Source organism: Streptomyces sp. NPDC052020 (assembly GCF_040680575.1).
Classification (GTDB): domain Bacteria; phylum Actinomycetota; class Actinomycetes; order Streptomycetales; family Streptomycetaceae; genus Streptomyces.
The window spans coordinates 1-20608 of record NZ_JBFAWY010000047.1 but is presented as its reverse complement, the minus strand read 5'-3'; the positions used below and the strand labels follow the sequence as shown (position 1 = coordinate 20608).

The window sequence follows — 20608 nt, the reverse complement described above, 5'->3', positions numbered from 1 at the left end:
GGGACGCCGACCGCGGCGCCCGCGGCCGGCGTCCCCGTCGGGGACCCCGGCCGGCTTGGGCGAAGGCCGCGGGCATCCCGGGCGCCGGTCGGACCTCCCACCGCTTCCCCGCTGGTTTCTTCCACCGTTTCTTCCAGCGCTCCTTCCAGCCACGCCCGGCAGCATGGCGCGTGCCGTCAGAAGGACCGAGGAGGACGTCGTGGAGCGAGGGAAACAGAACGTCAGCCGCCGCGGGGTGGTCGGGGCAGCGGCTGCCGGGCTCGCCTGGGCGGGGGCGTCGGGCGTGGCCGGCGCCGCCGGAAGGCGGGCGGTGGAGCGGAGCGGCCGGTACGAGGGGAAGACCGTGCTGATCACCGGCGCCACCTCCGGGATCGGTCGGGCTGCGGCCATCGCGTTCGCCGCGGAGGGAGCGCGGGTGGGGTTCTGCGGACGACGGGAGCGGCTGGGCCGGTCGGTGGAGGCCGAGATCCGCGCAGCGGGCGGCGAAGCGACGTACATCCGCGCGGATGTACGCCGCCCCGATGAGGTGGAGGACTTCGTGGACCGGGTGGTGCGCACCTACGGGGGCCTTGATGTGGCACTCAACAACGCGGGGATCCAGAAGCCCTTCACCGACCTGCACGAGGTGACGGTCCAGGAGTGGGACGACGTGGCGCACACCAACATCCGTGGCCTCTTCCTGGCGCTCAAGTACGAGATCCCCCCTATGCGCCGGCTCGGTGGCGGCGTGATTCTGGTGACCGGTTCGTCCAACCAGTACGCCACCCGCCCCGGTCTCGGGTCCTACACGGCCGCCAAGAACGGGGTGAGCGGCCTGGTCCAGGCCGCCGCCCTCGAGAACGCCTCGTACAACATCCGAGTGGTCGCTCTCTCCCCGGGCATGACCGACACCCCGATGCTGGACGTCCACCGCCCGGCCGGCCTGACCGACGAGCAGTGGCAGCAGGAGAAGGCCCGGTTCGCGGCCCTGGGGGTCGACGGGTTCAAGCGTATGGCCCGGCCCGAGGAGATGGCGTCGGCGGCGCTGGCTCTGGCCTCGCCCGACTTCGCCTTCCAGACCGGCGCTTCGGTGCTCGTGGACGGCGGGCAGCTCGCCGGACTCTGAGCCGGCTGCCGGCGCGGTCCGCCGCCCCGGACGCGCTCCAGTCCCGCTGAGGGCCGCACGAGGCGGGGAGGGAGCGGCGCTGCGCGGCCGGGACTGCGGACCGGGGAGGCCGCCCGCCCGGCGCCGCGCGAGCGGGCGGCGCCGGGCCGGTGACCGTGCGGCGGAGCCCGGCGTGGCTCGCTACGCCTGATCGTCACGCACCGGTACCAGATCGAGAAGCCGCTCCGCGGCGGCCTCCGCGAGCGGGGTGAGCCGCTCGTGCACCGCGCGGAAGGTGTGCTCGGCGCGCTGCGCCGGCCAGTCGTCCGGCAGATGCTTCACCGGCAGCCGGGGGTCGCCGCGGATGATCCGCAGCCACTCGGCCTGGGCCCGCAGCCGCAGGGGAAGCGCGTCGTCCGCGTCCCGCGGCGACCGGCTCTCCCACGGTTGCCAGCGCCGTACGAACGCCTCGTAACGGTCCGCCAGCTCGCCCAGTTCCCAGGTCTCCTCGATCATGGCGCCGATGTCCGTTCCCGCGTCGGCGTGCGCGCGGAACACCTTCACATGGGCGGACAGGCCCAGCTCGGCCACCAGCGACGACACGTCGACCTCGCCGGGAGCGATCCACAGACCGTTGAACAGCGGGCCGAAACCGCTCCAGGTCAGCTGGGAGCGCAGGTCGTGGCGCTGGCGCTGCCAGGACTCCGGCAGGGAGAAACCCAGCAGGGTCCAGGTGCCGTCCCAGTGCCGGTTGACGGCGCCCGTGTGCCAGACGCGCCGCTCACCGTCGCGCAGCACGGCCGCCGAGCGCTCGGTCAGCCCGAAGTACATCCGGCGGCCCTCGCGCTGGCGGCGCAGCAGACCGCGGTTGACCATGCGGCTGAGCGTCGAGCGGGTCGCCTGCTCACCGACGCCCACGCGAGCGAAGACATCGATGACACTGCCGGAGTACACACACACGTCGCGTCCGAGCACCTGGTCGCCCAGGAACGTCAGCATCAGGGATTGGGGGCGCAGCGCTCCTTCAACACTCACACGGCCACCGTACCGCCGTTGATCAGCCGCTGACCTGGCCTCGGAGCGCGGTCGCCGGCCCGCACGGGAGCGGCGGGGGACCGCGCCCGCGACGGTGGCGGGCGAGCCGGCGGCTCCCTCGGCGCCGGCGGCAGCCGGGACGTGCCGCGGCGGCCGCTCCCGGGCACCGTCGCCGGCCACGCGCGCGCCGCCCGCGGGCGGCTGCCCGGGCCGCCCGCGGGCGGCCCGAGCCCCCTTGAGTAGCCTCCTGGAATGGCAAATTCCGATGTTACCGACGCCCTGGTGAGCGGGACGCACGTGCGCGAGGCCGTCGCTCACTGCGTCAGGACCCTTTCCGCCACCCCCTCGGCCGATGACTGGTCCGCCCTGGCCGGCGGCCTGGAGTGGACCTGCTGGGAGACCCTGGAACACCTCGCGGACGACCTGCTCACCTATGCGCTGCGCTTCGGGCTGGCGCGTCCGATGGATGTCCCGCGCGTGCCCCTGCGCATCTCCAGCGAACGCCCCGGCGGGCCGGCCAACGTCGTCTTCGGTGACCGAGCGGCGGGGCCCGGCGGGCTGCTGACCGTCGTCGAGGCGTGCGGCGGGCTGCTCGCGACCGCCGTGGACAACGCCGTTCCCACGACCCTGGCCCCGCATGTCTTCGGCGCCTCCGACCCGGAGGGGTTCGCGGCCATGGGCGTGGTCGAGACCCTCGTCCACACCTATGACATCGCCCGGGGACTCGGATACGACGGGGCGCCGCCCGAGGACTTGAGCCGGCGCGCTCTGGGGCGGCTGTTCCCCGACGTGGCCGTCACCGACAGCGCCTCGTCCACCTTGCTGTGGGCCACCGGGCGGATCGAGATGCCCGGCCGGCCCCGCCGGACCCACTGGCGCTGGTACGGGGAGCCGCTCGGGCGCAGGTCGTCCTGACCGCCGAGGAGACGAGCTCTCGCCGGTGGGCGGAACGCCGCGGCACGGGCATCGCTCCCTTCCCGCGAAGCGGCGCGCCCGCGGCCGGAGCCGAAGAGCGCTCGCCCGCGGCCGGAGCCGACGGGCGCCCGCCCGTGGCGGCAGCCGGGGGCGCCGGAAAATGGGTTGCCCGTCCGCCGGGACCGCGGCGAGTATCGGCCGAGAAAGATCGACATCGTTGCGAGGACCCATGCGCGTCACCCTTCCCACCACGGCAGGACGGATCCGCGGGAGACGGGAGGGCGAGGTCTCGGCGTTCCTGGGCATCCCCTACGCGGCGCCGCCGTTCGGCCCGCGACGGCTGCGGCCCCCCGTGGCGCCGCAGCCCTGGACGGGGGTACGCGACGCGCTCGTCCCCGGTCCCTCGGCGCCCCAGCCCGGCTACCTGCCCGCGATGGCCGGGCTGCTGGAGGAGGCCGCGCACCCGGGCGAGGACTGCCTGAACCTCAACGTGTGGACGCCGGCTCCGGGCCGCGCCGGGGGACGGCTTCCCGTCATGGTCTGGATCCACGGCGGCGCGTTCCGCAACGGGGCCGGTTCCCTGCCCTCCTACGACGGCGCGCGGCTCGCCGCCGACGGCGTCGTGTGCGTCACCCTCAACTACCGGCTCGGCGCGGAGGGCTTCCTGCTGCTGGACGACGGCACGGCCAACCTCGGCCTCCTCGACCAGATCGCCGCACTGGAATGGATCCGCGACAACATCGCCCGCTTCGGCGGCGACCCGGACAACGTCACCCTGTTCGGCCAGTCCGCCGGCGCCATCGGCATCACCGCGCTCATGACCATGCCCCGGGCCCGCGGACTGTTCCGCCGCGCGATCACCCAGAGCGGCGCCGGGCACCACAGTCATCCCCCGCACATCGCCCGCCGGATCACCGAGCGGCTGGCCGCCCTCGCCGGCACCGAGCCCACCCGCGACGGCCTGGCCGCCGTACCGCCCGAGCGGCTCATCGCCGCCGACCAGGCCCTGAGCCGCGAGATCGCACAGGCCGCCGATCCGGGCCGGTGGGGCGAATCGGCGGGCGGCGGCACCACCGTGCTGCCCGTCGTGGACGGCGCCTCCCTCCCCGAACGACCCGTCGACGCACTCGCCGACGGAACGGGCCGGGACATCGACCTGCTCACCGGCACCACCAGCGACGAGTTCCGCCTCTTCCTGGTGCCGCTGGGGATCGCCCCGCGGATCACCGACCAGGTCCTCCACGGCTTCCTCGCCGGACTCGGACTCGACCCCGCCGAGGCCCACGAGGTGTACGCGGCCGCCCGCCCCGGCGCGACCCCGGGCGACCTGCTGTCCGCGGCCATGACCGACCACGCCTACCGGATCCCGGCCCTGCGGGTCGCCGAGGCCCGCGCCGCCCACGGTGCGGACACCTTCGTGTACGAGTTCACGCGTCCCTCACCCGCTCTCGACGGCGCCCTCGGCGCCTGCCACATGGCGGAGGTCGGTTTCGTCTTCGGCAACCTCGCCGGCCCGCTCACCGGCCCCGGCGCCCCGCGCCGGCTCTCCGACACCCTGCGCGAGGCGTGGATCACCTTCGCCCGCACCGGCCGGCCCGGCACCGCGGGCGGCGTGCTGCCGCACTGGCCCGCCTACGCCGGACGGCGGTCCGTCATGCGCCTGGGCGCCGGTGACCCCGCCGTGTCCGAGGACCCGGCGGCCGACGAACGCCTGCTCTGGCAGAACCTGCGCGCGCCCGTACCCCGCGCCGCCTGAACCCCGCCGCCCCTCACCCGGAGAAACGACATGCCCGTCACCGCCCCGTCCGTACGGCCCGCGACCCTGGAGGACGTGCCCCGCTGTGTACGGACGCTGGCACGCGCGTTCGCGGACTACCCCTTCACCCGGCACGTCCTTGCCGCCGAGAACCACCAGGAACGGGTACGCCGCTGCCAGGAACTGTTCCTGGTCCGCGTCGCGATGCAATACGGCCGCTCCTGGGTCACCGAAGACTGCCTCGCCGTCGCCGCCTGGACCACCCCCGAGCACGACCCCGCACCCGCCTTCGCCGAGGTCGGACCCCTGGTCGCCGAGCTCGCCGGGGACCGGGCGGCGGCCTTCGAGAGCGCCGAGCGGGCACTGGCACCGCACCGCCCCGCCGACCCGGTGTGGTTCCTGTCCACGGTCGGGGTGGACCCCCGGGCCCAGGGCGGAGGCCGGGGCGCCGCGGTTCTCCGGCCCGGCCTGGACGCGGCCGAGCGCGCGGGATTCCCCGCCTTCCTGGAGACCTCCAGCCCGCGCAACGTGCGGTTCTACGAACGTCTCGGGTTCACCGTCACCGCAGAGGTCCCCCTGCCCGACGACGGCCCCCTCACCTGGTGCATGCTCCGGGAGCCCGGCCGCTGAAGCCGGCCGGCGCCCCGGTGGCCAGTCGACCCCCGCGGGGCCGGGCCCGCACGCGCGGGCCGGCCGGCCTCTCCTCGCGCCGGCCGGACCCGCGCGGGCCCGACCCGGAGCGAACGATGCCCGGCCGGGCCGTGTTTCGCCGGCCGTTCAGCTCGACATACCGGCGAACATGCCGGGCTCGTAGGAACCCCCCGGGTTGTGCACGATCACGTTCATCCGGGTGGCCGCGTTGATCAGGGCGACCAGGCAGACCAGCGCACCGACCTGGTCGTCGTCGTAGTGCTTGCGCACCTCGGCCCAGGTCTCGTCGGACACGCCGTGGTCGCCGAGCCGGGTGCCCTCTTCGGCGAGCGCCAGCGCGGCCCGCTCGGCCTCGGTGAACACGGTGCTGTGGCGCCAGGCGGCGACCAGGCTGAGCCGGAGCGCGGTCTCACCGGCGGCCGCGGCCTCCTTGGTGTGGACGTCGACACAGAAACCGCAGCCGTTGATCTGGCCGACCCGCAGTTCCACCAGCTCCCGCAGGGTCTTCGGGAGTGACGACTGTTCCAGGGGCAACGAGGCGTTGTAGAACCGCTTGGCGACCTTCGCGGCGGTCGGGCTGTCGAACAGGTTGAAACGGGCTTCCATGATCGCGTCCTCACTCGTGGAGTTGCCTGCCGCGCGGATCGTCCGCGGCGTCCTGACGAACACGAGATGCCGGCCGTCCGCACCTTGTGACAGCACGGTGATGTGACGTAGGACACCGGCCATGGGTGTCACAGCGCGGCTGGGACCGGCGTCTTGTGCGTGACACGGTCGAGAGCGAACAGCGGGAGCCGGCTATGAGCGAGCACAGCGAGCGGACAGAGAACACGGCCGGGCCGCGCGCTCGGGACGGCCGTATGGACGCCGCTACCGAGGCGTTCGTCGCCCACCGCAACCTGCTGTTCACCGTCGCCTACGAGATGCTCGGCTCCGCCGCCGACGCCGAGGACGTCCTCCAGGAGACGTGGCTGCGCTGGGCGGGCGTCGACCTCCGCACGGTGCGGGACCAGCGTGCCTACCTGGTCCGGATGACCACCCGCCAGGCGCTCGGCCGACTGCGCACGCTCCGTCGCCGCAAGGAGTCCTACGTCGGCCCCTGGCTGCCCGAACCGCTGCTGACCGCGCCCGACGTGGCCGAGGACGTCGAACTGGCCGACAGCGTCTCGATGGCGATGCTGCTGGTGCTGGAGACGCTCGCCCCGACCGAGCGGGCGGTGTTCCTGCTGCGCGAAGTGTTCGATCTGGAATACGACGAGATCGCGGGGGCCGTCGACAAGAGCCCGGTCGCGGTCCGCCAGATCGCGCACCGGGCACGGGCCCACGTCGCCGCGCGCCGGCCGCGCGGGACCGTCTCCCCGGCCGAGACCCGCGGTGCCCTCGAGGCGTTCCGAGGGGCGGTCGAAACAGGCGATGTGCAGCGCCTGCTCGACATGATCGCGCCAGACGTCGTCCTGCTGACCGACGGTGGCGGGATAGTACAGGCCGCACTGGCGCCCATCGTGGGCGCCGACAAGGTGGTCCACGTGCTGGGCGGGATCGACGCCGCGGTGTCGCTGCGGCCGGCACAGGTCAACGGCTACCCGGCGCTCACCGTCCGGCTGGGCGGCAAGGTCGACACCGTCCTGGCGGTGCGCATCGACGACGGCCTCATCACCGGGCTCTACGCCGTGCGCAATCCCGAGAAGCTGTCACGCGTCGACCGCGAGACCACGGTGAGCCGCTGAGCCGTAGACCGCTTTGCCGGGCGGGCCGCCGGCCGGCCGCCGCCGTTCTCGGCGGGTTCCGGCAGGACACACAGGTCCCGCCGGACCGGACGCCCCCTGCCCGGCGCGGCCTGACCAGCGATCAGGTGATCGTCCGGGACATCACTAACCGATCCGCTGCATCGCCTTCCGGTGCCGTTCCGCCATGGCGGCACCGGACTCGCGGCGGGCCATCCTGCGCAGGACGGACGGTGCGAGGAGCAGCCCGGCGACCGCCCAGGCACCCAGTACGCCCGCTGTCTCCAGATGCCGCCAGGATTCACCGATCTCGGCGGCGACCGCTTCGGCCGGCAGCAGCGCGGCCCGCAGACCGAGGCCGAGCCAGTACACGGGGAAGATCTGCCCGACGGTCTGCAACCACTCGGGCAGCTTCGACAGAGGGAAGTAGATCCCGGAGATCACGACGAGTCCCATCACCGGGAGCATCAGCAACCCGATGGTGCGCGGACTGTCGACGAGTGAGCCGATGACGGCGCCCATCGGCAGGGTTGCCAGGAGACCCAGCGGCACCACCCACACCAGCGTCAGCAACGCTTCGCCGCCCTGCCGGGCAACCCCGTCCACGAGGAACACGCCCACGGCGAAGGGGAGTGCCATGGAGACGAGCGCCGTCCCCGACACCAGGATGATCTTTCCGACCAGGTGGCCGACCATGCCGTGAGGCACGGCCTTGGCCCGCAGCAAGGTGCCGTCCTCACGCTCGGTCGCGAGCAACTGCGCCGTGGTCATCATCCCGGTGAAGGCGAGCGTCATCCCCAGCATGCTCGGCAGCATGAACGCGCCGGCCGAGATGCCGGCGCCCTTCAGCGATTCGTCCCTGACCAGGAACAGCGGCACGATGAGCAGAACCGTCCAGAGGACATACCCGAACACGTCCTGGCCGGAGGTGAGGGTCTGCCGGAGTTCCGTCCAGCCGCGACGCACCCCTATCCCAGCCGCGTACCACACCGGACTCATCGCGATTCCTCCCCGAAAGCGGGTGCCGGCCGTTCGCCGGGGGCGTCCTTCGCCTCCCACTCGCGCACCATCGTGAGATAGGTCTCTTCCAGGCTCGCCCGGCGTACTTCCAGCCCGCCGATCGCCTCGCCGTGTTTCTCGAACAGGCGACGGACGAACCGGGTGGGTTCGGCCGTCGCCTGCTCGAAGGACCGACCGTCCCGGTTCCAGCGCACGGTGGCCTCGGCCGACGCCTGCCGGGACAGCTCCTCGGCCGCGCCATCGGCCACGATCCGGCCACCGGCCAGGATGAGGATCCGGTCGGCGAGCTTCTCCGCCTCGGCGAGGTCGTGTGTGGTCAGCAGAACGGTGGTGTTCTCGTCCGCGAGTCCGCGTACCAGGCCGTGGAACTCGTTCCTGGCCTCCGGGTCGAGACCTGCCGTCGGCTCGTCCAGGAACAGCAGCTCGGGCCTGCCCACGATGCCGACGGCGACGTCGAAACGCCTGCGCTGCCCGCCCGACAGGGTCCCCACGCGCTTGTCCGCCTGCTCGGTCAGCCCCACGGCGGCGATCAGCTCGTCGACGTCCCATGGCCGCCGTACGAGGGCGGTGGAGTACGGCACGTAGTACGAGCCGAGATGGGCCAGCAGTTCCCGCACCCGCCACTTGCCGTGGTCGCGCCAGGACTGCAACACGATGCCCAGGCGCGCACGCCACCGCTCGTCCCCGCGAGCCGGATCGGTGCCGAGGACGGTCACCTCACCGGCCGAGCGCATCCGGAAGCCTTCCAAGACCTCGATCGTGGTCGTCTTGCCCGCGCCGTTCGGGCCGAGCAGTACGACGACTTCGCCTCGCCGGGCCGTGAAGCCGACCCCCTTCAGGACGTCCTGGCTGCGGTAGCGCATCCGCAGATCCCGTACGTCGATGACCGTGTCGCTCTCTGGCGGCGGGCTGCTCCCCACCCCGGACAGAGCGTGAGCGGTCGTCATCGGTGTCCCCCGTCCATCTCGTGGTCCGTCCTCTGGGATCAGGGGCCGAAGGCAGTCCTGCGTCCGTGGCCATCGGACGTGTCTACGGCTCGCGGATGCCGGTGCCGCCTGGCAGCACTCGTTCAGGCCCTCCCCGGCGAACACACTACCGAACGGCTCAGGTGCCTCGTGCTGGTGCCGTTCGTTCTTCCGTTCCAGGCGCCCGTTCCAGACGGTCGGTGTTTGTGCTGTTCAGCGGCTGTCTCCGCGTTCCAGCGTCCCGGGATGCCGGTGGGTGGTGGCGGGTGGGACGGATCACCGCACAGGCTGGGGCCGTCTCAGCGACCCGCTGACGATCCCGGTTCCCGCACGGAGGTTTCCCATGCGTTCACGTCTTGCTCCCCGCTCCGCCCGCCTGGCCGTCACCGTCGCCGCCGCCGCGGCCCTGACCACCACGACCGCCGCGACCGCCCTCGCCGCCAGCGGCGACATCGTGCGCAAGAGCGACGTGGGACAGGCCTGCGGCACCAACGACCTGTCGTTCACGCTCAGCCCGCAGAAGGAGGCCGGCGGCTACTTCCTCATCACCGCCAAGGCCCTGCCCGGCATCACCTGCTACCTGGAAGGCACCTTCCCCTCCGCCGGTTTCGGCTCCGCCGCCGACACCCACGTGACCCCCCTCGAGCAGGGCGTGAGCGAGACCATCAAGCTTTCCGGCTCCACCGCCGCCTACGCCGGGATCAGCCCCAAGAGCACCAACACCAACGACGGCAGGCAGTTCAGCCAGCTCATCGTCGCCGTCGCCGGATACGAGGCCGATGCCGTCGCCTTCCGACTCTCCGAGCCCGTCCTGGTCGACAAGCCGGTGGCCACCAACTGGCACACCGACCCCGCCGACGCCGTGCCCTACACCGACTGATCAGCCGGTCCACCGCCGGGCCCCGCCCCGCAGGGCCTGTCGGTTCATCCGGGGTCTGATGACTTCGCCCTGCCGCATGCGGCAGGGCGAAGTGGTGTGAGGTGGCTGGTGCGGGTTCTTCACGAGGCGCCAAATAAATTTAAAATAGGGGGAATTGAGGTCGACGGGGGACAGTGATGGGCGAGGATGTGACGCTCGGGCACGTTGTGCTGATTACTCTGCTCTGCTGGTCGGCCTACGGGCTGTTCGTCCGGATCCGCGGGGCTGTGCACCGGAGGGGACTCCCGGAGCCGTCGCTAGATCCCGGCCAGCTGGAGTCGTATCAGGGGCAGGCGTTCCGCGAGATCTGCCGACGGGCAGTGGGTCCAGGACCGAACGTGGTGATGACGGACTATTTCGCTCAGCGGGGATGGAACCGGGCGGACGCCATGCTCATCCTGGCCGAGCCGCTCAAGCACAAAATGATCAGGATCAGTGGTTGGCGGTTCGGCGAGTACAGCGTGACGCGCAAGGGCTGGTCCGAGTACGAGCGCAGGTTCATATGGATGGGAGGCGAAGGAGTGCACATCTCCTCTGCGTCGGGTGGCTTCGTCGTGGCAAACGTCCACAGCCCTCAAGCCGTGGCCCACGGCGGTCACGGCAACCGAGCGAACGCGTCTGACATTCCCCACCAGCGGCTGATCGACGCGCTGCGCGCGGACGCGGCCACCGCGACGTCCGATGAGGCGGTGCGGGCGCGGGAGTACGCCGACGACCTGGCCTCGGCCGTCGACGCGCAGGACGCCGACGGGGCGGGCCGCATCCTCGGAAGGATCAACGCCCTCCTGTCCACGGCCACAGCCGCCTTCACCCTGACCCGCAGTCTGCTGCCTCCCGGCTCGTAGGCGGATCAGATCCCGGTCGCGGTCTTCCGGAGCCACGGCGTCTGGCCGCTCGCGGCTCCGCGAACCGCGGGGTGGCGGTCAGTTCCGGCCCGGGATCTCGGCATCACGAGGGCGACCGGGTCGGCGAGGTCGGCGATCCCCAGATCACTCCGCCACGTCGACATGAGCGTTCTCTTCCGGCTGGTCGGCCTTGTCCTCCTTCGGCAGGCCCAGGTCACCGCACTGGTTGGCAGGCGCGGAAAACGGCACCGCCGCCAACGTCGCGGTGACGACGCCGTCCGTCCGCCCGGTCACCCCCCGGGGAGCGTTCGATTCCTCCACGTTGAGACAGCGGTTGCCGCTCGCGCTGTTGCCCGCGCCGATGATCGTCGTGGCTGCGGCGCCGCCAGCCCCGGCGACAGCGGAAGCCACCAGACCAACCACCGAACCCGCAACGATCACAGCACTCCTGGCGACATCGGCCATGCCGTTTTCCTCCTGTTCCGTCTGTGGACACGCGTGTTCCGCCAACGACGAGACCCGCCCCGGAGTTGGCACCGCACCAGCAAGGCCACCGCAAAGGATGAAGCGTCAGCCGGCCACCGTCTCCGCCGAGTCGAACGCGACCCGGACGGGACGCCGCCCGGCGCCGGATGAGCGGCGCGCGGTCCCAGTCGATCAAGCCTGCTGCCCTGTCCCCGTACCACGGACAGCCGAATCCCTTCGTGCCCACGCCGTTGACCCTCCGCGTTGCGCGGTATTAGCTGTCCCCGGCCTCGCGCGTCCGGGGCCATGGGCTGTGTCGCGAGGGGGAGAGATGCGGTGTGTGAGGCGGGCTGCCGCCGTGGCGGCGATATTAGGGAGCTGCGCGACGGCGCTGCCCATGACCTCGGCGGAAGCCGCGGGTGAAGGGCGCCGGCCACGCACCAGTCTGGTGAGTACCGCGGTCGACGGGACTGGCGGGGATTCCGACTCGGGAACTCCCCGGATCAGCGCGAACGGGCGGTATGTCGCCTTCGACTCCTGGTCGGCGAATCTGGTGCCGGGCGACACCAACGGCGTCAACGACGTCTTCGTCAAGGACCGGCGGACGGGAGCGATCGAGCGGATCAACGTGGCGAGCGACGAAACCCAGGCCGACGTCTCCTCCATCGCGTTCTCGATCAGCGGGAACGGACGGTACGTCGCGTTCGACTCGCTTGACGGCGACCTGGTTCCGGGGGACACCCCCGACAGCGAGGACGTCTTCATCCGCGACCGCCGGACCGGGCGCACGGAGACGCTCATCGGGCCCGGTCCCGAGGGAAGCTTCACCTACGCCCCGTTCATCAGCCCCGACGGACGCTATGTGGCCTTCACCTCCAGCCGCTCCGACCTGGTGGCCGGGGACACCAACGGCGAGTCGGACGCCTTCGTCCACGACCGGTGGAAGAAGACCACCCGGCGCGTGAGCGTCGCCACTGACGGCACCGAGGGCACGGGCCGGTCCGCGAGCGAGGCGATCAGCGCGGACGGGACCAGGATCGCCTTCACGAGTGCGCGACGCCTCGGCGCCGGCACCGGCGCGGAGGAGCCCGGGACGGATCTGAAACGCCCGCGGTCCCGGTACTTCTACGTCCATGACACCCGGACCGGCCGGACCACACCGGCGGTGGTGGACCTCGACGGCGAGGAGACGGCGCTCAACGGCGATGTCGGTCTCAGCCCGGACGGACGCTACGCGCTCTTCTCCTCCCCGTACGCGAACCTGGTGCCGGGCGACACCAACGGCGCGAGGGACCACTTCGCCAGGGACCTGACCACCGGTGTCACCCGGCGTCTCGCCGCGGCCCACGACGGCTCCGAGCCGAACGACGACTCCGGCACCAGCCGCCCCCACCTCAGCGCCGACAACCGCTACGCGGTCTTCACCTCCACCGCCTCCAACCTGGTGCCGGGCGACACCAACGGCATGGCCGACGCCTTCGTGCGAAACCTGCGCACCGGTGACGTACAACGGGTCGATGTCGCCGACGACGGGACGCAGTCCAACGCAGGGGCAGGCTTCCTCAGCGCCGACGCCTCCGGGCGCACCGTGTCCTTCGACAGCGGCGCGGACAATCTTGTGCCCGGCGACACCAACGGCCGTACTGACGTCTTCGCACGCAGCCTGGGCTGACAGACATCTCTGTCCCGGTGGGCGTGTTCCCGGGATGTGACGAACATCGAACGCCGCCCACTCGGTGCACCAGGGCGCGCGGGCAGGTCCGGGCACGTCCGCGTTCGGGGTCCGGCGGCATCCGGTCGTAACCGGACAGTGCCTGATCGACGGGGGTGGAGACGGGGAGGCCGGCGCCGGCCGGAAGTCCGGGATGTCCGGTTCGCCTCCGTGCCCGGTCACGTCCTCTGGCAGGCAGGCCCACTCCGCCGCGGAGCCGAGGCAGAGCCGGGCGCCGGCCGCGACAGCCCGTCCGGCGCGGAAGCCCGGTGGCGCAGCCCGCGTGCCAGTTCCTCGTGACCGAGCCGCACGGCCTGGACGCCGTCCGTGTCGAGGTCGCCGAGGGCGAGCAGCCCTCGGGCCGGCGCATCGACCACGGCGATCCGCTCGCGGGTCCGGAAAGGGCGTTCGCCGGGTGAGCCGATCGCGTGCCGGACCAGGTGTTCCGCGAGCTTGTGCACGTCCTTCTCGCCGGCGTGCGCTTCCGCGCGGTACTGGGCGCGACCAGGACCGCGCGCCGCCCACCGGCCGCGGCTCTTCGTGCCCTGCCGTCGTTTGAGCCTCCCCGGGGAGGAAACCCGCCGCGGGACGGCGAGGGTCGCGTGCCGGAGCGGAGGCGGCTGCATGAAGAAGACGTGGTGGACGGTGCCGGTGGTCGGCGCGGGCGTCGTCGCGGCACGGAGGGCCTGGCCCGCCGGTTCGCGTTCCGACGGGCGGCCCGACGACCGGTGGCTGACCGTGACGGTCAACCGGCCGGTCGACGAGGTCGGGTCCGGCGAGAAGCCGCCCCCGCCCCTGGACCGGTTCGGCGAGTCGATCGACGTACGCATCCGGCCCGCACCCGGCGACCGGGGCACGGAGCTGGCCGTACGGCCGGCGGATCGAGAGGTACGGGAACGGTCGTCCTCAGTGCCCGCGCGGCTGTCCGGCCAGGACCCCCGTCAAGAACTGCGGCGCGCGCTGCGCGAGGCCAAGGCCGTACTGGAGGCCGGGGAAGTCCTCCATGCCGACACACCGCCGACGACCCGCCCGACCCCGGCCGGCAAACTGCTCGGGCTGATCAGCCGTCGTTCCGGCGGGGAGGGAGTGCTGTGAAGGCGCTGTGCTGGCAGGGCGTGAACAAGCTGTCCGTCGAGAACGTCCCCGACCCCGAGCTCCACAACGACCAGGACATGATCGTGCGGCTCGTCGCGGGCACGACCTGCGGTTCGGACCTGCACCTCATCGGCGGGTACATCCCGGCCATGCGCGCCGGAGACGTCATCGGGCACGAATTCGTCGGGGAGGTCGTGGAGACCGGCCCCGGCGTACGCCGCCACCAGGTGGGCGACCGCGTCGTCGTCTGCTCGTTCGTGGGGTGCGGGCGCTGCTGGTACTGCGCGAACGACCTGTGGTCCCTGTGCGACAACACCAACACCAACCCGGGCATCGGACAGGCCCTGTTCGGCTACGAGACGGCCGGCATCTTCGGCTACTCGCACGCCATGGGCGGCCTGCGCGGCAGCCACGCCGAGTACGTCCGGGTCCCCTTCGCCGATTACGGCGCCTTCCGCGTCCCCGACGGGATCGACGACGTCAGCGCCCTCTTCGTCTCCGACTCGGTGCCCACCGGATGGATGGGCGCCGACCTCGCCGGCGTCGGACCCGGCGACGTCGTCGCCGTCTGGGGCTGCGGCGCGGTGGGGCAGATGGCGGCCCGCGCGGCGAGCCTGCTCGGCGCGGAACGGGTCATCGCCATCGACCGCATCCCCGAGCGGCTGGCCATGGCCGAGCGGTACGCGGGCTGCGAGACCATCGACTACACGACCACCAACGTCGCCGCCGAGCTGCGCGAGCGCACCGGCGGACGCGGCCCGGACGTGTGCATCGAGGCGGTGGGCATGGAGGCCCACAGCGACGGCCCCATGCACCTGTACGACCAGGCCAAACAGCAGCTGCGGATGCAGAGCGACCGGCCCACCGCGGTGCGCCAGGCCATTCACGCCTGCCGCAAGGCCGGCACCGTCTTCATCCTGGGCGTCTTCGCCGGCGCCGTCGACAAGTTCCCGCTCGGCGCCGTGATCAACAAGGGGCTGACCGTACGCGGGGCGCAGATGCACGGCCAGCGGTACATCCCCATGCTGCTGGAACGCCTGGCCTCCGGTGAACTTCAGACCGCACACCTGGCCACCCACACCGTGCCCCTCGACCAGGCTCCGAAGGCGTACGACATGTTCAAGCACAAGACCGACGGCTGCGTCCGCACCGTCATCCGGCCCTAGGCGTGCTGTCCCGGGACCCCGATTCAGAAGGCCGGCAGGGGGGCGCTTCGCCGTCCGGAGGAGGAAACGATGCCACCGAACACGGAAACGGCGGGCGACGACGCGCTCGATGTCCATTTCATCGGCAACGCCACCGTGCTCCTGCGGTACGGGCGGATCAGCCTCCTCACCGACCCGAACTTCCTGCACCGCGGGCAGTACGCCTACCTGGGATACGGACTGCTCAGCCGGCGCCTGACGGAACCGGCCGTCGACGTGGACGAGCTCCCCCGGCTCGACGGCATCGTGCTGTCGCACCTGCACGGCGACCACTGGGACCGCAGGGCCCGACGGCGGCTGGACCGCACGGTGCCGATCCTCACCACACCGCACGCCGCGCGCCGGCTGAAGGTGGTGCACGGCTTCCACCGCACGGCGGGATTGCGCACCTGGCAGGCGCTCACGCTGCGGCGCGGCGGGTCGCAGGTGAAGATCACGGCCCTGCCGGGCCGGCACGCCGGTCACAGACTGCTGCGGGGACTGCTGCCGCCGGTGATGGGGAGCATGCTGGAATTCGGCCCGTCCGGCGGCCCGGTCGGACTGCGGCTGTACATCTCGGGGGACACCCTGGTCTACGACGGCCTCGATGAGATCGCCGCCCGCTTCCCGGCCGCCGACCTCGCCGTCCTCCACCTGGGCGGCACCCGGCTCCCCGGGGGCTTCCTCGTCACCATGGACGGCGCGCAGGGCGCGGAACTCGCGCGGCGCCTCGACCCCCGCCTCCTTCTGCCCGTGCACTACGGCGACTACACGGTGATGCGCTCCCCGCTGGCCGAGTTCCTCGCCGAGGCCGGCAGGATCGGGCTGGGCGACCGGATCATCCACTGCCGCCACGGTCAGCGTGCCCGTCTGGCCTGCGGCCCCGGAGCCGTGCCGGTGGTGGTCTGACCGTGGTCGCGTGGGTAGCCGGCCGGCCTCTTCGCGGCGAAGGCGGTCAGCGGTCACCCCGTGAAGCCCGTACCGCCTTTCGCGCCGGCCGGCACCTCTCTCGACGCACCCCACGCCCACGAACCGGCTCGGTTGCGCCCTTCACCGCCGGAGCCGGTGCCGGGTGCCGTACCGGGCCGGGAGCGGAGGACTGCGAAGAACGCCGCCGCGGCCCTCGAGCCGGGCGGCATCCTGGTCGGTGGCGCAAGCCCTCACGGAGATTCTTCCCGAGAGGAGCCTTCCCGCGTATGACGGCCGGGGCCGGGGCGCTCGTCCTCGCTCCGGGCCGCCCGCTCCCGGCGCGGCGTCCCTTCCTCTTCCTCTTCCGGGTGCACATCCTTTTCGCCCGTGACCTGCTCCAGCGGGTGGGACAGCTTGTCCTCGTGCGGACTGGTCATGTCGGTTCCTTCCATGGTCGAGCCCGTCCGTCCCCCTCACCCCCGTGTATCCGATCGCCTCAGTGTCAAGCGCACACGTGTGTAGGGTGGGACATAGGTGGTGAATGCCGCGCCGGTGGGGTGACGGCGAGGGTGCCGGCAACGGCCGCGGCCGCGCCGCTCCCCCGAACCCCCGTCGCCCCCGCCGGCACCACACACGACATGACGCCGACCACGGGGGCCCGTGCCCCGCGAAGGGCGGAGCGGTGAGCGCTGACCACGTGTACGACAGGAGCACCGAGATCACCCAGTGGCTTCTCGAGACCGAGTCACTGGAGGACTTCTTGCAGTCTCTCGCCGAGGCCGCCCTGGAGGTGGCCGGCGTGGAGGGCACCGGGGTGACCCTGGAACGCGACGGGCGTCCCCTGACGGTGGCGAGCGCGGGCCCGCCGGCGCCGAAGCTCGACGAGAAGCAGTACGGCCAGAACGACGGCCCGTGCCTGCGCTCCCTGCGCACCGGCCAGGAGATCGTCGTGCACGACATGCTGAGCGAGGAACGCTGGGGCGACTACCCCGCCTACGCCGCGGCCTGCGGTATCCGCTCCTCCCTCTCCCTGCCGATCGCCGCGCGGACCCCCACCGCGGGAGCTCTCAACCTCTACGCCACCGCGCCCGACGCGTTCCACAACCTCGGTCTGGACGCCGTGCGCTCACTGGCCGCCCAGGCCACGGGCGGTGTCGCGCTGGCTCAGCGCATGTTCGCCACCCAGGAGTTCGCCGACCAGATGCGGACCGCGATGAAGTCGCGCAGTGTCATCGACCAGGCTCTCGGGGTGATCATGGGCCAGCGCCGCTGCACCGCCGACGAGGCCTTCGCCATCCTGCGGACCGCCTCCCAGCACCGCAACGTCAAGCTCCGCGACTTGTGCACGGAACTCATCACCAACCTCACCGGCCGGCCGCCCAGCCCTCCCGACATGGGCCCCGGCTCCTGACGCTACGGTCGCGCCGCGCGGGCGTACACGAACGGTGAGGGAGCCGAGCGGTGCCGATGCGAGCCTCCGTTTCCTCGGCGGAACCCGGTGCATGCCACATCCAGTACGGGGCACGTTGACTGGGCACCCAACCCCACATGGCCTCGGATCGGAGACTGCGATGCTGACGCACACCCTCGAGCACGGCGTTCTGGTCATCACGGTGGGCCGGGACCCGGGAATCGACGGGCGGGCCGCGCTGTCCACCCAGATAGCCCACCTGATCGAAGCCCATGCCCCCACACCGGTCGTCATCGACCTCACCGACCGGGCCGCGAGCATCGCCACCGTCAGCGCCGTGCTCCGTGCCCACCAGCTGTGCGGCCGCCAGGGCGTGACGATGTCCGTCGTCACGCGGAGCGCCCGGCTGCGGCGTCTGCTGGAGAGCGACGCCGACGCGGCCTGCTCCCGTCTGACCCTCCACACCCGGAGAGACGCGGCCGTCGCCGCCTGCTTCACCCCGGCGGCCTGAGCGGACCGCGCCCCCGTCACGGCGAGGGCGGTCCCGGCCCCCGCGCGGACTGTCCGTCCACCGGGGGCCGGGACCGCCCTCGCCCGCGTGCCGACGCCGCAGCGGACCGGCGAACGTCAGGGCAGTGGCGTCCCGCCGGTCGCGTTGAGGATCTCCGCGGTGACGAAGCTCGCCTCCTGGGAGGCCAGGTAGACGTACGCGGGGGCCAGCTCGGCCGGCTGGGCCGGCCGGCCCAGCGGACTCTGCTTGCCGAACTCCGCCGTGTCCGGCAACGTCGAGGGAATGAGCGGCGTCCACACCGGACCCGGCGCCACCGCGTTCACGCGGATCCCGCGTTCGGCGACCATCTGGGCGAGCCCCTGGGTGAACGTGACGATCGCGCCCTTCGTCATCGCGTAGTCGAGCAGATGCGGGCTCGGCTGGTACGCCTGCACCGAAGTCGAATTGATGACGCTCGCACCCCGGCCCATGTGCGGCAGGGCGAACTTCGTCAGCCAGAACATGCCGTAGAGGTTCGTCCGCATCACCCGGTCGAACTGCTCGGTCGTGATCGCCTCGATGCCGTCCGGCTGTGCCATCTGGTAGGCGGCGTTGTTCACCAGGACGTCGATACGCCCGAATTCCGCGACGGCCCGCTCGATCAGCGCCCGGCAGTTGTCCTCCTCCCGGATGTCGCAGGAGACGGCCACCGCCTTGCGGCCCGCGTCCTCCACCAGGCGTGCCGTCTCCCGTGCCTCGCCCTCCTCCGCGTCGAGGTGGGTGAACAGCACGTCGGCGCCCTCACGGGCGAAGGCCAGGGCCACCGCACGGCCGATGCCGGAATCCCCGCCCGTGATGACCGCCTTGCGGCCCTCCAGACGGCCCGAGCCCCGGTAGGAGTCCTCACCGTGGTCGGGCGGCGGGTCCATCGGCCCGGTCCAGCCCGGATGCGCCTGGTCCTGCTGCGGGAAGTCGGGGCGGGGGTGCTGAGTGGTGGGATCCTGCTGTGTGTGCTGGTCGTCCGCCACGTCGGCCTCCTGTCTCTTGAGTGATCCGGGCGGACGACCGGGTTCCCTGATCACGCCGGATGAAAAGCTCCTCAGCCCTGCCCCCGGACGGCCCGCCCGGTCAGCGGGCGAGGCACCTCCGCGGCCGGTCGGCGAGCAGGCGCCCGGTCCAGCCAGGCAGGCGGACGCTCCGTCGGGCGCGACCGGCCGTCGGGCGTCGGGTACGACCGGCGGGGCGGGGCGTCGGGTACGACCGGCGGGCCGGCGAGCTGGGGGGCACGCGGGATGCCTCGGCGTCCGCTCACCGTCCGCCCCGCCACGCACCCGACAGGACCGGGCACAGCATGTCGGGTGCGACAGGGGGCGCGCCACCTAGCGTGGTGGTCACAAGAAGGAAGGGGACCGGGGCGTGCTGGAGCGGCTCAACCAGGCCATGGAACACATCGAGCGCCATCTCGACCAGTCCATCGACGCGGCGGAGCTGGCGCGCATCGCGGCCACCTCGGAGTACCACCTGCGTCGGATGTTCTCCGCACTCGCGGGCATGCCGCTGTCGGAGTACGTCCGGCGGCGACGGCTCACCGTCGCGGGTGCCGAGGTGCTCGCGGGTGACGAGAGGCTGCTGGAGATCGCGCTCCGCTACGGCTACGGCTCGGGAGAGGCGTTCGCACGCGCGTTCCGCGCTCTGCACGGTGTAGGGCCGGGAGAGGCCCGCCGCACCGGTGCCGCGCTCGTCTCCCAGCCCCGGCTGACCTTCCGCCTCACTCTCGAAGGGAGCAGCAGCATGCGATATCGCGTTGTGAACAGGCCGGACTTCAGCGTCGTCGGCCTCAAGGCAAGGGTGCCTCTGGTGCACACCGGGCCCAACCAGGCGATCATGGACTTCGTCCGCGGGATCGACTCGCAGGTCCTGGAGGGCTTGAAGGGCTTGCAGAAGTTGTCGGACCAGGAGCCGCAGGGCATCGTCGCGGTCTGCGACGACCTGGACCCGAGCCGTGCCGAAGGCACCGAACTCGACTACTACCACGGCGTCATCACGTCCGCACCCGCACCCGCTCCCGCACCCGAGGGCACGACGGTCCTGCCGGTATCGGCAGGAACCTGGGCGGTCTTCACCACCTCGGGGCCCGCGCCGCAGGCCATTCAGCTGATGTGGCGGGACGTATTCACCGAGTGGTTCCCCGCGAACCCGTACCGCAGCCGCCTCGGTCCGGAGATCCTGCGGACTCGCCTGTCACCGGACGGGACCGAAGCCGACGCCGAGTTGTGGCTTCCGGTGGAGCGCGAGCAGGGCTGAGCTGTATTCGTGGGGAGTAGGGGGAGTAGAGGGGGTGGTGTTGTGGGTGGGGTGGTGGTGGATGGTCAGGAGGGTCATGGGGGCTTCTTCCGCGGGGTCGTCGGTGGGTGGACGGGCGGGAGTGC

Annotated in this window: 22 protein-coding genes; 15 read left to right on the top strand and 7 right to left on the bottom strand. The window is 72.1% G+C overall.

Features of this window, described 5'->3' with window-relative positions; genetic code table 11:
* The first annotated feature begins 199 nt into the window (after positions 1–199).
* Positions 200–1105, top strand: a complete 906-nt coding sequence (locus tag AB0L74_RS31295) for an SDR family oxidoreductase (protein ID WP_365659851.1) — start codon at positions 200–202, stop codon at positions 1103–1105.
* A gap of 180 nt (positions 1106–1285) precedes the next feature.
* On the opposite strand, the gene AB0L74_RS31290 is transcribed toward AB0L74_RS31295, so the two are convergent.
* Positions 1286–2119, bottom strand: a complete 834-nt coding sequence (locus AB0L74_RS31290) for a PaaX family transcriptional regulator C-terminal domain-containing protein (protein ID WP_365659848.1) — start codon at positions 2117–2119, stop codon at positions 1286–1288.
* A 252-nt stretch (positions 2120–2371) separates the two neighbouring features.
* Here AB0L74_RS31290 and AB0L74_RS31285 point away from each other — a divergent pair, with 252 nt between their 5' ends.
* The 3 genes from AB0L74_RS31285 to AB0L74_RS31275 all read left to right on the top strand — a co-directional run bounded on the left by AB0L74_RS31285 (position 2372) and on the right by AB0L74_RS31275 (position 5420).
* Positions 2372–3034: a maleylpyruvate isomerase N-terminal domain-containing protein gene (locus tag AB0L74_RS31285; RefSeq protein WP_365659845.1), complete on the top strand. Its 663-nt coding sequence runs from the start codon at positions 2372–2374 to the stop codon at positions 3032–3034.
* A 229-nt stretch (positions 3035–3263) separates the two neighbouring features.
* The gene (locus tag AB0L74_RS31280) at positions 3264–4790 is read left to right on the top strand and encodes a carboxylesterase family protein (protein WP_365659841.1); all 1527 of its coding nucleotides are present in this window, start codon (positions 3264–3266) and stop codon (positions 4788–4790) included.
* A 30-nt stretch (positions 4791–4820) separates the two neighbouring features.
* The gene (locus AB0L74_RS31275; RefSeq protein WP_365659838.1) at positions 4821–5420 is read left to right on the top strand and encodes a GNAT family N-acetyltransferase; all 600 of its coding nucleotides are present in this window, start codon (positions 4821–4823) and stop codon (positions 5418–5420) included.
* Between the two features lie 147 nt (positions 5421–5567).
* On the opposite strand, the gene AB0L74_RS31270 is transcribed toward AB0L74_RS31275, so the two are convergent.
* The gene (locus AB0L74_RS31270) at positions 5568–6047 is read right to left on the bottom strand and encodes a carboxymuconolactone decarboxylase family protein (protein WP_365659835.1); all 480 of its coding nucleotides are present in this window, start codon (positions 6045–6047) and stop codon (positions 5568–5570) included.
* A gap of 254 nt (positions 6048–6301) precedes the next feature.
* On the opposite strand from AB0L74_RS31270, the gene AB0L74_RS31265 reads away from it, so the two are divergent.
* Positions 6302–7168 (top strand): RNA polymerase sigma-70 factor, encoded by an 867-nt coding sequence (locus tag AB0L74_RS31265; RefSeq protein WP_365659918.1) that lies wholly within the window; start codon positions 6302–6304, stop codon positions 7166–7168.
* A gap of 144 nt (positions 7169–7312) precedes the next feature.
* On the opposite strand, the gene AB0L74_RS31260 is transcribed toward AB0L74_RS31265, so the two are convergent.
* A complete protein-coding gene (locus tag AB0L74_RS31260) occupies positions 7313–8164 on the bottom strand; it encodes an ABC transporter permease (RefSeq protein WP_365659833.1) in 852 nt (283 codons plus the stop codon).
* The gene (locus AB0L74_RS31255) at positions 8161–9132 is read right to left on the bottom strand and encodes an ABC transporter ATP-binding protein (RefSeq protein WP_365659831.1); all 972 of its coding nucleotides are present in this window, start codon (positions 9130–9132) and stop codon (positions 8161–8163) included. Before AB0L74_RS31255 ends, AB0L74_RS31260 begins: the two co-directional genes overlap by 4 nt.
* Before the next feature lie 361 nt (positions 9133–9493).
* Between AB0L74_RS31255 and AB0L74_RS31250 the strand changes: the two genes are divergently transcribed.
* A complete protein-coding gene (locus AB0L74_RS31250) occupies positions 9494–10030 on the top strand; it encodes a DUF4232 domain-containing protein (protein WP_365659828.1) in 537 nt (178 codons plus the stop codon).
* A gap of 383 nt (positions 10031–10413) precedes the next feature.
* Positions 10414–10914, top strand: coding sequence for a hypothetical protein (locus AB0L74_RS31245; RefSeq protein ID WP_365659825.1), 501 nt, complete (start codon positions 10414–10416; stop codon positions 10912–10914).
* Between the two features lie 144 nt (positions 10915–11058).
* Here AB0L74_RS31245 and AB0L74_RS31240 read toward each other — a convergent pair whose 3' ends face one another.
* Positions 11059–11379, bottom strand: coding sequence for a hypothetical protein (locus AB0L74_RS31240; RefSeq protein ID WP_365659822.1), 321 nt, complete (start codon positions 11377–11379; stop codon positions 11059–11061).
* Positions 11380–11827: 448 nt separating this feature from the next.
* Here AB0L74_RS31240 and AB0L74_RS31235 point away from each other — a divergent pair, with 448 nt between their 5' ends.
* The 5 genes from AB0L74_RS31235 to AB0L74_RS31215 all read left to right on the top strand — a co-directional run bounded on the left by AB0L74_RS31235 (position 11828) and on the right by AB0L74_RS31215 (position 16278).
* Positions 11828–13051 carry a hypothetical protein gene (locus AB0L74_RS31235; RefSeq protein ID WP_365659819.1) on the top strand — a complete coding sequence of 408 codons (1224 nt, stop codon included), beginning with the start codon at positions 11828–11830 and terminating at the stop codon, positions 13049–13051.
* 308 nt (positions 13052–13359) lie between these two features.
* The gene (locus tag AB0L74_RS31230) at positions 13360–13509 is read left to right on the top strand and encodes a hypothetical protein (protein ID WP_365659816.1); all 150 of its coding nucleotides are present in this window, start codon (positions 13360–13362) and stop codon (positions 13507–13509) included.
* 205 nt (positions 13510–13714) lie between these two features.
* Positions 13715–14185, top strand: coding sequence for a hypothetical protein (locus AB0L74_RS31225; RefSeq protein ID WP_365659813.1), 471 nt, complete (start codon positions 13715–13717; stop codon positions 14183–14185).
* On the top strand, positions 14182–15351 hold the full coding sequence (locus AB0L74_RS31220; RefSeq protein WP_365659810.1) for a zinc-dependent alcohol dehydrogenase: 1170 nt from the start codon (positions 14182–14184) through the stop codon (positions 15349–15351). Before AB0L74_RS31225 ends, AB0L74_RS31220 begins: the two co-directional genes overlap by 4 nt.
* A 69-nt stretch (positions 15352–15420) precedes the next feature.
* On the top strand, positions 15421–16278 hold the full coding sequence (locus AB0L74_RS31215) for an MBL fold metallo-hydrolase (RefSeq protein WP_365659807.1): 858 nt from the start codon (positions 15421–15423) through the stop codon (positions 16276–16278).
* Positions 16279–16529: 251 nt separating this feature from the next.
* On the opposite strand, the gene AB0L74_RS31210 is transcribed toward AB0L74_RS31215, so the two are convergent.
* Positions 16530–16715, bottom strand: a complete 186-nt coding sequence (locus tag AB0L74_RS31210) for a hypothetical protein (protein WP_365659804.1) — start codon at positions 16713–16715, stop codon at positions 16530–16532.
* A gap of 245 nt (positions 16716–16960) precedes the next feature.
* Between AB0L74_RS31210 and AB0L74_RS31205 the strand changes: the two genes are divergently transcribed.
* Positions 16961–17689, top strand: coding sequence for a GAF and ANTAR domain-containing protein (locus tag AB0L74_RS31205; RefSeq protein WP_365659801.1), 729 nt, complete (start codon positions 16961–16963; stop codon positions 17687–17689).
* Between the two features lie 160 nt (positions 17690–17849).
* The gene (locus AB0L74_RS31200; RefSeq protein ID WP_365659798.1) at positions 17850–18200 is read left to right on the top strand and encodes a hypothetical protein; all 351 of its coding nucleotides are present in this window, start codon (positions 17850–17852) and stop codon (positions 18198–18200) included.
* 116 nt (positions 18201–18316) lie between these two features.
* Here AB0L74_RS31200 and AB0L74_RS31195 read toward each other — a convergent pair whose 3' ends face one another.
* Positions 18317–19207, bottom strand: coding sequence for an SDR family oxidoreductase (locus AB0L74_RS31195; protein WP_365659796.1), 891 nt, complete (start codon positions 19205–19207; stop codon positions 18317–18319).
* A 388-nt stretch (positions 19208–19595) separates the two neighbouring features.
* On the opposite strand from AB0L74_RS31195, the gene AB0L74_RS31190 reads away from it, so the two are divergent.
* Entirely contained in the window at positions 19596–20483 is an 888-nt protein-coding gene (locus AB0L74_RS31190; RefSeq protein WP_365659793.1) for an AraC family transcriptional regulator, read from the top strand.
* The last annotated feature ends 125 nt before the right edge of the window (positions 20484–20608 follow it).

What these genes read in the sequence shown, in the direction of transcription:
- AB0L74_RS31285 (WP_365659845.1), top strand. Translation starts at nt 2,372, where the DNA reads ATGGCAAATTCCGATGTTACCGACGCCCTGGTGAGCGGGACGCACGTG.
- AB0L74_RS31215 (WP_365659807.1), top strand. Translation starts at nt 15,421, where the DNA reads ATGCCACCGAACACGGAAACGGCGGGCGACGACGCGCTCGATGTCCAT.
- AB0L74_RS31200 (WP_365659798.1), top strand. Translation starts at nt 17,850, where the DNA reads ATGCTGACGCACACCCTCGAGCACGGCGTTCTGGTCATCACGGTGGGC.
- AB0L74_RS31225 (WP_365659813.1), top strand. Translation starts at nt 13,715, where the DNA reads ATGAAGAAGACGTGGTGGACGGTGCCGGTGGTCGGCGCGGGCGTCGTC.
- AB0L74_RS31275 (WP_365659838.1), top strand. Translation starts at nt 4,821, where the DNA reads ATGCCCGTCACCGCCCCGTCCGTACGGCCCGCGACCCTGGAGGACGTG.
- AB0L74_RS31245 (WP_365659825.1), top strand. Translation starts at nt 10,414, where the DNA reads ATGACGGACTATTTCGCTCAGCGGGGATGGAACCGGGCGGACGCCATG.
- AB0L74_RS31260 (WP_365659833.1), bottom strand. Translation starts at nt 8,164, where the DNA reads ATGAGTCCGGTGTGGTACGCGGCTGGGATAGGGGTGCGTCGCGGCTGG.
- AB0L74_RS31265 (WP_365659918.1), top strand. Translation starts at nt 6,302, where the DNA reads ATGGACGCCGCTACCGAGGCGTTCGTCGCCCACCGCAACCTGCTGTTC.
- AB0L74_RS31280 (WP_365659841.1), top strand. Translation starts at nt 3,264, where the DNA reads ATGCGCGTCACCCTTCCCACCACGGCAGGACGGATCCGCGGGAGACGG.
- AB0L74_RS31255 (WP_365659831.1), bottom strand. Translation starts at nt 9,132, where the DNA reads ATGACGACCGCTCACGCTCTGTCCGGGGTGGGGAGCAGCCCGCCGCCA.
- AB0L74_RS31240 (WP_365659822.1), bottom strand. Translation starts at nt 11,379, where the DNA reads ATGGCCGATGTCGCCAGGAGTGCTGTGATCGTTGCGGGTTCGGTGGTT.
- AB0L74_RS31270 (WP_365659835.1), bottom strand. Translation starts at nt 6,047, where the DNA reads ATGGAAGCCCGTTTCAACCTGTTCGACAGCCCGACCGCCGCGAAGGTC.
- AB0L74_RS31250 (WP_365659828.1), top strand. Translation starts at nt 9,494, where the DNA reads ATGCGTTCACGTCTTGCTCCCCGCTCCGCCCGCCTGGCCGTCACCGTC.
- AB0L74_RS31210 (WP_365659804.1), bottom strand. Translation starts at nt 16,715, where the DNA reads ATGACCAGTCCGCACGAGGACAAGCTGTCCCACCCGCTGGAGCAGGTC.